Consider the following 9243-nt stretch of genomic DNA (forward strand, 5'->3'; position numbering starts at 1 on the left):
GACGGCATTGGATGGGTGGACGGCATCGGGATTGGCTCTGTCGTGACCCGCGCGGCCACCCTAGGCTGTGCGGCGACGGGGTGGCGAAGCCATGCCCGGACCGAACCGAACCGTTCGACGACGGAACGACCATGGAAGGAGCGTCGCATGACGCAGAACGACACAACGGGAACACCGACGAATCCGCGCGGAGGGGACACGGCGGAAGCGGAGGAAACCGCCGGAACCGGCGACCGCACCGAACTCAACCGCAATCTGGCGCAGATGCTCAAAGGCGGCGTCATCATGGACGTGACCACCCCCGAACAGGCCCGCGTCGCCGAGGACGCCGGCGCCTGCGCGGTGATGGCGCTCGAGCGCATCCCGGCCGACATCCGCGCGGCCGGCGGGGTGTCCCGCATGAGCGACCCCGCGATGATCCGTGGCATCCAGAAGGCGGTGTCCATCCCGGTCATGGCCAAGGTGCGCATCGGGCATATCGCCGAGGCGCGTATCCTGCAGGCCCTCGACATCGACTACATCGACGAGTCCGAGGTGCTCAGCCCCGCGGATGACGTCCATCACATCGACAAGACACGCTTCGACGTGCCCTTCGTCTGCGGGGCGAAGGACCTGGGCGAGGCCCTGAGACGCATCGCCGAGGGCGCCGCGATGATTCGCACCAAGGGCGAGCCCGGCACCGGGGACGTCATCCAGGCCGTCCGTCACATGCGCACGATGGACAAGCAGATCCGCCAGCTGGCCGCCCTGCGCGACGACGAGGTGTTCGAGGCGGCCAAGGAGCTGGCCGTGCCCCTGGACCTCGCGCGCTACGTGCATGACAACGGCCGTCTTCCGGTGGTCAACTTCGCCGCCGGCGGCATCGCCACCCCCGCCGACGCCGCCCTCATGATGGAGCTGGGCGCCGAAGGCGTCTTCGTCGGGTCGGGCATCTTCAAGTCGGGCGACCCGGCGAAGCGTGCGGCCGCGATCGTCCAGGCCACGGCCGACTGGCGCGACGCCGACAAGCTGGCACGGCTGTCGGAGAACCTCGGCGAGGCCATGGTCGGCATCAACGAGGACGAGATCACCACCCTCATGGCCGCAAGAGGCGAGTGATGGTCGTCGCCGCCGAATACATCACCCGCGAGCGCTCCGGGGAACAGGGACGCGACGTCACCGGAATCCTCGCCGTCCAGGGCGCCTTCGCCGAGCATGCGGCGATGCTGGACCGGCTGCACGCCCCCTGGCGTCTGCTGCGCTCGAAGGACGACTGGGACGGCTCCATCGACCGCGTCATCCTGCCCGGAGGGGAGAGCACGACCCAGGGCAGGCTGCTGCGCTCCAGTGGGCTGTTCGGCCTCATCGCGGCGCATATCGCCGCCGGACGTCCCGTGCTCGGCACCTGCGCCGGCATGATCCTGCTCGCCCGGCGTCTGGAGAACGACGAGCACGTCTGGTTCCGGGCCCTGGACGCCACGGTGCGTCGCAACGCCTATGGCCGTCAGCTGGGCAGCTTCCGGACGACCGGGAGCTTCGGCGACCTCCACGACGTGCCGCTGGTGTTCATCCGGGGCCCGGTGGTGGCCGACGTGGGCCCCGAGGCGACGGTCGAGACCATCGTCGACGGGCGTCCGGTGGCCGTGCGCCAGAACCGGATCATCGCCACCGCCTTCCACCCCGAGCTCACCCCGGACACCCGCATCCACGAGCTGTTCCTTTCGCTGTAGCCGCGCGGGACGAAGACGAACGGGGGGGCGGCGCGGACGAATCCACCAGGAATGGCGCCGCACATACCGACGCCTCGACGGCGGCATCGGGACCGCTGGCACATCCTCGGCAGGAGGATGTGCCAGCGGTCCCGACCCCGTTAGGATGACCTCGGAAGCCCCGCGGACGATCGGGGACGCGGCATGACGATGACGGTCCGCAGAATTGACGGGAAGGCGGAGGACCCATGAGACTGACCCTGAACAGAGGGGACGCCACCCCTCTGTACCTCCAGATCGTCCGCGAGCTGAGAATCCTGATCCTCGGCGGCAGCCTCGCCGCCGGCTACCGTCTCCCCTCCGAGCGGGCGCTCGCCACCGCCCTCGGAGTGAACCGCTCCACCGTGGTCCAGGCCTACGAACGTCTCCGGGGGGACGGGCTCATCGCCTCCGCCGTGGGACAGGGCACCTTCGTCAGCGGACGGACGCCGGAGGACGCCACGCATACGGGGGTACGGCCAGCACGGTCCGCCACCCCGGCCTCCGAATTCCGCCGAGGCGTCCGTCCCCGACGCCTCGGCCCTACGGAAGCGGTCCTCTCCGCGCATCCCTCCGCGCCATCGGAACAGACCGGCGTCGCACGAACGGACACCCCGCACCCCACCGCCGGATCGCCCCACAGCGGCCCCGGAGCGACGCCTCCCCCCTGGGCCATCCTCTTCAGCGACTACTCGAACCGCTTCACCTTCCACGACATCGCCACCGCGGACCTTGCCCAGAACCCCCGGGGGGCCATCGACTTCGCCACCGGATCGCCGAATCCCCACGACATCCCCGACGGACTGCTTCGGGAAGCGAGTTCCGCCGCCTTCGCCAGCCACGCCTTCGACGACATGCCGGAGTCGCCCATCGCCGGCTTCGACGAGCTCAGGGATCTGCTGGCGCGGCATATGGGCGAGCGCGCCGTCCGCTGCGACCGGGAGAACGTCATGGTGCTCTCGGGATCCGAGCAGGGCATCGACCTGTGCGTGCGCACCTTCGTCAACCCCGGTGACGTGGTGCTGGTGGAACAGTCGACGTTCTTCCCGGCACTCCAGGCCTTCCGCACCGCCCAGGCCCGGGTGGTCGGGGTCCCCATGGACGACGAGGGGATGCGCACCGACCTGCTCGAAGGATACTGCTCCCGATACCACCCCAAGCTCATCTACACGATCCCGACCTTCCAGAACCCCACGGGGTCGACGCTTCCCTGCTCCAGGCGCCGGGATCTGGTGGAGACGGCCATGCGACACGGCTGCCTGGTCGTCGAGGACGATCCCTACGACGACCTGTGCTTCGAAGGGGAGAGTCCGATCCCTCTGGCAGGCATGGAGAACGCCGGGTACGTCATCTCACTGTCGACGTTCTCGAAGACCGTGGCCCCCGGTCTGCGCACGGGATGGATGGTGGCCGACCGCCATGTCATCCGCCGTCTGACCGCACTGCGGCGCATGATCGACCAGCACACAAGCTCGTCCTCCCAGCGCATCTGCATGGAGCTTCTGCGCGGAGGGGACGTCGCCCGCCACGTGGCGCGGCTCGTCACGGTCTACCGCGAACGGCGGGATCTGATGATCAGGGCGCTGGAACGCGACGCGCCCCGCGGGATGCGGTGGACCATCCCCCGGGGCGGCTACTACCTGTGGGTGAGGCTTCCCGACGGCGTGCGGACCGAGAGGCTCCTCGATGCCGCACGCAGCCACGGCGTCACGTTCATGCCCGGAGAGGTCTTCGACGCCGACGGCCGGGACGAGGGGCATATCCGGCTCAACTTCGCCCGTCCGGACACGGACGAGGTCGAGCCGGGAATCAGCGCCCTATGCCGGGCGGTCACCACAATCCGAAGGGATCGCTGAGGCCGCCGCTGTCATCGTTGCTGCTGCCCCCGTCGTTGTTCTCGCTTGATCCGCTGGAGCTGGAGCTGCTGCCGTTGACGGCGGACTCCTCCTTGTTCAGGGTGACCTCGACGCTGATGGTCTTGCTGTCGCGCACGACCGTGAGCGTGGCCTTGTCGTTGAGGGAGGCCGCCCTGACGTAGCCGAGCAGCGAGTAGCTGTTGCTCACCGCGTTGCCGTTGAAGGCGACGATGGTGTCGCCCACCTTGAGGCCCGCCTTGGCGGCCGGGCTGCCGGAGACGACGCCGGCGCTGCCGCTGGACGAGGTGATCTTCGCACCTCCCCTGGTTACGCCGTCGGCGGTGACCGTGGTGCTCGTGATCGTGATGCCGAGGGCGACGTGCGTCGCGGATCCGTCGCTGATGATCTCGTTGGCGATCTTCTTGACGAGGTTCGAGGGGATGGCGAAGCCGATGCCGATGGACCCGGCCTCGGAACTCGTGGTGGCCGTGGATGCGATGGACGAGTTGATGCCGATGACCTGTCCGGCGGCGTTGAACGTCGGACCACCCGAATTGCCGGGATTGATGGCCGCGTCGATCTGGACCGCGTTGGTCACGATCTCGGAGTTGCTGTCGTCATCCGTGACGGACACGGGTCTGTTCAGGGCGGAGACGATGCCGGTGGTGGCCGTGTCGTCGTAGCCCAGCGGATTGCCGATGGCCATGACCGCCTCTCCGACGGCGAGATTGTCGGAGTCCGCGAAGGTGACGGCGGTGAGATCGCTCGGGGGGTTCTCGAGCTTGATCACCGCAAGGTCGGTCGTGGAGTCGGTCCCCACGACCTTGGCGGAGTAGATCTGCCCGTTCGTCAGCGTGACCTGAATCGCGGTCGCATCCGAGATGACGTGGTTGTTGGTGACGATGTAGCCCTTCGTGTTGATGATCGCGCCGGACCCCTTCGCGGTTCCGTCCGAGAGCGTGGTCTGAATCGAGACGACGGCGGAAGAGACCTCCTTGGACACGGCGGTCCAGTCGACGGATTCGCCGCTTTTCGCGGTGGCGGTGCCTGACCCGGAGGTGTTCGATGACACGCTGGCCAGAGAACTGGAGGTCGGGATGGTCACCCACCCACGGGTGATTGCCGCATAGCCGACCCCCAGACACAGGGCCGCGGACACCAGGGCCGCCACGACGGCGACGATGACGCCGTTGACCGTACGGCGACGCGCCCGTGCCGCTGCAGGTCTCCCGGGCCCCTGCTGCCCGGGGAGGAACATCGGCCCCTGTGGTCCTTGCGGTCCCTGCGGCCCCTGGGGACTTTGGGGGCCCTGGGGGTTCCCCTCATCCGACGGCGCGGCCCCCTCGGGACCTCCAGCCGTCTGCGAGCCGGAGGGGTTGAGGAAGGGATTGCCTGGGTAGTAGGGGTTGCGGTTGCCCCAGCCCTGAGGCTTCTGCTGGGAATCCCGTTCCGAGCCGGGGTATGCGCCCTGGTATCCGGCTGGTGAGGACGGGGCTCCATACGGATAGCCCTGCTGGGGGGCCTGACCCTGCTGGGGGGCCTGATGACCCGCCTGCTCTGCTGTTGACGGCGGTGCATAGGCGCCGTACCGCGGTGCAGGGCGGTAGTACGGTGCATTCTGCCGAGTATCGGCGTCGGGCTGGGGTTGCGCAGACTGCGCCGAAGTCACAGCGTCCGACGCGCCGTTGGTCTCCGAAGACCCGAGGAGGGAGGCGTCGAAGGACTCGGTCGGTTGCTCATCGCCGGCGGGAGGCTCCGAATCAGAGAGCATCGGCTGGACCTGCGTGGTTCGGAAGTCATCGCCATCCGAGGTCGGCAGGGCCTGTGTCGGCGCGTTCTCGCCCGAACCCGTCTCGGAGCCCGTCACCTGGTCATGCGCATCGCCATGATCGTCGGCGCCAGAGACGTTCTTCTTCTCGTCGGCATCGGACGACGACGGATCTGATGACGACGGCAGAGGTCGCAGGCCCCAGTTGTCGTGGAATTCATCGGCCATTTCTACTCCTTAGAATCATGCGGACGGCGACGCATCCGATCATCCGGCTCCGCCGTCCTGGTTCCGCTAATCATCGAGTAAAGACATCGGCTCTGGACGTTCCCTGAACGTCCGATGAAAGATGATAGCGAGTCACGCCATGGCCGGCCCCGGACCCTTGGGCGACGTGCACCCCTAGAGTAGGCGGTATGTCCGGTTCACTCCCGAATCCACGCCTCTCCGCGCCCCGCGGGGCAGCCGTCGCCCCATCCGACGGAACCGCCAACCAGCCCGAAGCCGCCAGCGCGTTCTTCTTCACCACCATCACGCGTCTGTCGGATTCCGCCGAGGGCAAAGGACGCGGCGGCTCACGGTACGGCAGGACCGGAGTCATCCACACCCCGCACGGAGACATCCATACCCCCGCCTTCGTTCCGGTGGCCACCCAGGCCGCCATGAAGGGGGTCCTTCCGGAGACGATGAGGGACCTCGGGGCCCAGTGCCTGCTTGCCAACGCCTTCCACCTGTACGAGCGTCCGGGGGACGAGGTGCTGGACGAGGCAGGTGGTCTGGGACGTTTCATGAACTGGAACGGACCGACCTTCACGGACTCCGGAGGCTTTCAGGTCCTCTCTCTGGGAGCGGGATTCAAGAAGACGCTCGCCATGGACGTGACGGGCATGAAATCCGATGACGTCATCGCGGCGGGCAAGGAGAGGCTCGCCTTCGTGGACGAGGACGGGGTCACCTTCAAATCCCCCCTCAACGGCTCGCCCCATCGCTTCAGCGCCGAGATATCCATGGGCATCCAGCACCGCATCGGCGCGGACATCATGTTCGCCTTCGACGAGCTCACGACGCTGATGAACACCCGTTCCTACCAGGAACGCTCCGTCGAACGCACCTTCCGCTGGGCCCGACGGTGCGTGGAGGAGCATCGACGGCTCACCGCGGAACGCGTCGGACACCCCTACCAGGCGCTGTACGGCGTGGTGCAGGGCGCGAACTACGAGGATCTTCGCCGGCATGCGGCGGCGGAGATCGCCTCCCTTGACTTCGACGGCGTCGGCATCGGCGGCGCCATCGAGAAAAGGCTCATCGGCGACACCTGCGCCTGGATCGGCGACGCCATGCCGGAGAACAGGCCCCGACACGTTCTTGGCATCGCCTCGGTGGACGACATCCTCGCCTGCGTGGAGAACGGAGGCGACACCTTCGACTGCGTGGCTCCCGCGCGCTGCGCGCGGAACGGCGCCATCTTCACCCGTGACGGCCGCTACAACGTCAGGCGCTCGCGCTTCCGACGGGATTTCGGACCTCTGGAGGAGGGATGCGACTGCTACACCTGCACGCACTATCCGAGGGCGTATGTGAACCATCTGCTTCACGCCCGGGAGATCAACGGCGCGACGCTCGCGACCATCCACAATGAGCGTTTCTTCATCCGTCTTCTCGACGACATCCGGGCATCCATCGACGCCGGCCGCTTCGAGGAGCTTCGCGACGGGATCCTGGGACGGTTCTACGCGCACGAGGGACGGGCTTTCGTCGAAGGCTAGGAGCCTATGACCGCCAGGGACCCGAGCGACACGACAGCGACACTCCGCATTGCCACGAACCTGCGGTGGTGGTAGCTTGATAGCTTGTCTGCGAGCGTGGCGGAATGGTAGACGCGCTGTCTTCAGGTGGCAGTGAGTGTATGCTCGTGGGGGTTCAACTCCCCCCGCTCGCACGGTATGGAAACCCTCGGGATGGCAATTTCAAGCCGTTCCGGGGGTTTCCGCTTTCCAGGGAAAAGGCATGGAAAACGGCTCGCGGCAGGCGTGGGAACGTCGAGGACGGCATGCCATCACGAAGCCCGCGAACCATCGGGCGAAAGACCGAATCGCCCCGGGAATGAAGAATAAAAAAAGAGCTGCCTGGATGCCCGCCGGCACCCTTGCGGCAGTCAGCGCCCACACGGCCAGACCCGCGTGCAACGCCTGAGTCAGTATAGCAGTCCGGCACCCGATCGGGAATTCGCCTGCGGCATACGACCATCGCGCTCTGCGCCATCAGCCGGAGTGCAGAGGGCATCGGCTCCGACGCTCCTATCATGGTGCGAGACGACCATGGCAGACGGCCATGGTCGACGAATCGAGGCATCGCCATGAGCGTTTTCGTCGGTCACACCACCGGAAGCCGTTGCCTTTGCTCCCCCACCTGCACCTGCACCTGCACCTGCGGCGAGGAGGGCGGACGCACGGGGCTGTCCGCCATCCTGCGCTTCGGTCCGCTGCCCACCGAGTCCGGTCTGTCCGAGTCCCACGCCCTTCCCCCGGAGGTCTTCCACGCCGGCACGCGTCTTCCGGACGGCTGCCTGGCCTGACGCCATCGGCTCGGTCTCCCCGGAGAACCGGGTCACGACGTCGACCGTCACCCCCCGCGCCCCGTCCGCATGACGGACACCAACGAAGGAGAATCATGACCTATCCGCATCGTCCCCCGTTCCGCGCCGACGTGGTCGGAAGCTTCCTGCGTCCGGCCGAGCTCAAAAAGGCACGGGAGGACAAGGCCGCCGGGCGTATCGGCGCCGACGAGCTCAAAGCCGCCGAGAATCGAGCCATCACCGACCTGGTGGCGAGACAGAAGGAGGCGGGGCTGCACGTCATCACGGACGGGGAGTTCCGGCGCGCCTACTGGCATCTCGACTTCATGTGGGGGCTGCACGGCGTCACGAAGGGCACCAATCCGGTCGCCGTCAAGGCCTCCGCCGGTGCGGACGTCATGGAGACGGCGGCCGTGAACGGCGAGATCTCGGGGGAGAGCCACCCCTTCGTCGACCACTTCCGCTTCGTCAAGGCGCTGGAGGACGACTCCACGGTGGCGAAGCAGACGATGCCGTCCCCCGCGCAGACGCTGTTTCTGCTCCAGGCAGGGTCCGCCGAAAGATTCCCCAATCCCTACTCCTCGGACGATCAGCTCGCCGAGGCGCTGGTGGGCGCCTACTCGCAGGTCATCCGGGACCTCTACGAGGCCGGATGCCGGGTCGTCCAGTTCGACGACTGCACGTGGGGCATGCTCGTCTCATCGGCGTTCCACGATTCGGTGTTCGGGCGCGATTCGCTGTCCGTCCAGCATCAGTACGCCGACATCAACAACGCCGTCATCGCGGCCGCCCCCGCGGATATGACGATCAACACGCATGTCTGCCGTGGCAACTACCGCTCACAGTGGTTCTCCTCCGGCGGATACGGGCAGGTGGCCAACGTCCTGTTCGGCGAGGAGAACGTCAACGCGTACTATCTGGAGTTCGACGACGACCGCTCCGGGGACTTCGGGCCGCTGGCGAAGGTCTCCGGCGACAAGAAGGTCGTTCTGGGTCTCATCACCTCGAAACGACCTCGGCTCGAGGATGCGGACGCCATCGTGCGCCGCATCGGGGAGGCCTCGCGGGTCATCCCGCTCGACCGCCTGTACCTGTCGACCCAATGCGGATTCGCCTCCACCCAGGAGGGCAACGCGCTCACCGAGGACCAGCAGTGGGCCAAGGTCGCTCTCGTGCGCTCCATCGCCGGCAAGGTGTGGGGAGAGGGCTGAATCCGGGTATCAGGCGTCCGCCGTCGTTTCGCCCCCCACCCCCGGCGGGAAAAACCCGGGCCACCCAAAAATTTCCCCCCCCAAACCAAAACCCCCCGCACAAAAA

7 protein-coding genes and 1 tRNA gene are annotated in these 9243 nt (G+C 67.2%); 7 read left to right on the forward strand and 1 reads right to left on the reverse strand.

Translation table 11 applies throughout. The features are described 5' to 3' along the window. Positions 1-147: 147 nt before the first annotated feature. The 3 genes from pdxS (at position 148) to RWX87_RS05965 (ending at position 3583) form a co-directional block, all read left to right on the forward strand. The gene (gene pdxS, locus RWX87_RS05955) at positions 148-1098 is read left to right on the forward strand and encodes a pyridoxal 5'-phosphate synthase lyase subunit PdxS (protein ID WP_314688608.1); all 951 of its coding nucleotides are present in this window, start codon (positions 148-150) and stop codon (positions 1096-1098) included. Beyond that, positions 1098-1709 carry a pyridoxal 5'-phosphate synthase glutaminase subunit PdxT gene (gene pdxT, locus RWX87_RS05960; RefSeq protein WP_314688612.1) on the forward strand — a complete coding sequence of 204 codons (612 nt, stop codon included), beginning with the start codon at positions 1098-1100 and terminating at the stop codon, positions 1707-1709. Before pdxS ends, pdxT begins: the two co-directional genes overlap by 1 nt. A gap of 227 nt (positions 1710-1936) precedes the next feature. Beyond that, the gene (locus RWX87_RS05965) at positions 1937-3583 is read left to right on the forward strand and encodes a PLP-dependent aminotransferase family protein (RefSeq protein ID WP_314688615.1); all 1647 of its coding nucleotides are present in this window, start codon (positions 1937-1939) and stop codon (positions 3581-3583) included. Here RWX87_RS05965 and RWX87_RS05970 read toward each other — a convergent pair. Further along, positions 3558-5579, reverse strand: coding sequence for a trypsin-like peptidase domain-containing protein (locus RWX87_RS05970; RefSeq protein ID WP_314688618.1), 2022 nt, complete (start codon positions 5577-5579; stop codon positions 3558-3560). The genes RWX87_RS05965 and RWX87_RS05970 overlap by 26 nt on opposite strands. 188 nt (positions 5580-5767) lie before the next feature. On the opposite strand from RWX87_RS05970, the gene tgt reads away from it, so the two are divergent. The 4 genes from tgt to RWX87_RS05990 all read left to right on the forward strand — a co-directional run bounded on the left by tgt (position 5768) and on the right by RWX87_RS05990 (position 9137). After that, positions 5768-7117 (forward strand): tRNA guanosine(34) transglycosylase Tgt, encoded by a 1350-nt coding sequence (gene tgt / locus RWX87_RS05975; RefSeq protein WP_314688619.1) that lies wholly within the window; start codon positions 5768-5770, stop codon positions 7115-7117. 90 nt (positions 7118-7207) lie between these two features. Then, positions 7208-7290 (forward strand) — tRNA-Leu (locus RWX87_RS05980). Positions 7291-7707: 417 nt separating this feature from the next. Then, a complete protein-coding gene (locus RWX87_RS05985; protein WP_314688622.1) occupies positions 7708-7926 on the forward strand; it encodes a hypothetical protein in 219 nt (72 codons plus the stop codon). 95 nt (positions 7927-8021) lie between these two features. Beyond that, positions 8022-9137 (forward strand): 5-methyltetrahydropteroyltriglutamate--homocysteine S-methyltransferase, encoded by a 1116-nt coding sequence (locus tag RWX87_RS05990; protein WP_314688627.1) that lies wholly within the window; start codon positions 8022-8024, stop codon positions 9135-9137. Positions 9138-9243: the final 106 nt, after the last annotated feature.

Source organism: uncultured Bifidobacterium sp. (assembly GCF_963540075.1).
Lineage (GTDB): Bacteria > Actinomycetota > Actinomycetes > Actinomycetales > Bifidobacteriaceae > Bifidobacterium.

What these genes read in the sequence shown, in the direction of transcription:
- pdxS (WP_314688608.1), top strand. Translation starts at nt 148, where the DNA reads ATGACGCAGAACGACACAACGGGAACACCGACGAATCCGCGCGGAGGG.
- pdxT (WP_314688612.1), top strand. Translation starts at nt 1,098, where the DNA reads ATGGTCGTCGCCGCCGAATACATCACCCGCGAGCGCTCCGGGGAACAG.
- RWX87_RS05965 (WP_314688615.1), top strand. Translation starts at nt 1,937, where the DNA reads ATGAGACTGACCCTGAACAGAGGGGACGCCACCCCTCTGTACCTCCAG.
- RWX87_RS05970 (WP_314688618.1), bottom strand. Translation starts at nt 5,579, where the DNA reads ATGGCCGATGAATTCCACGACAACTGGGGCCTGCGACCTCTGCCGTCG.
- tgt (WP_314688619.1), top strand. Translation starts at nt 5,768, where the DNA reads ATGTCCGGTTCACTCCCGAATCCACGCCTCTCCGCGCCCCGCGGGGCA.
- RWX87_RS05985 (WP_314688622.1), top strand. Translation starts at nt 7,708, where the DNA reads ATGAGCGTTTTCGTCGGTCACACCACCGGAAGCCGTTGCCTTTGCTCC.
- RWX87_RS05990 (WP_314688627.1), top strand. Translation starts at nt 8,022, where the DNA reads ATGACCTATCCGCATCGTCCCCCGTTCCGCGCCGACGTGGTCGGAAGC.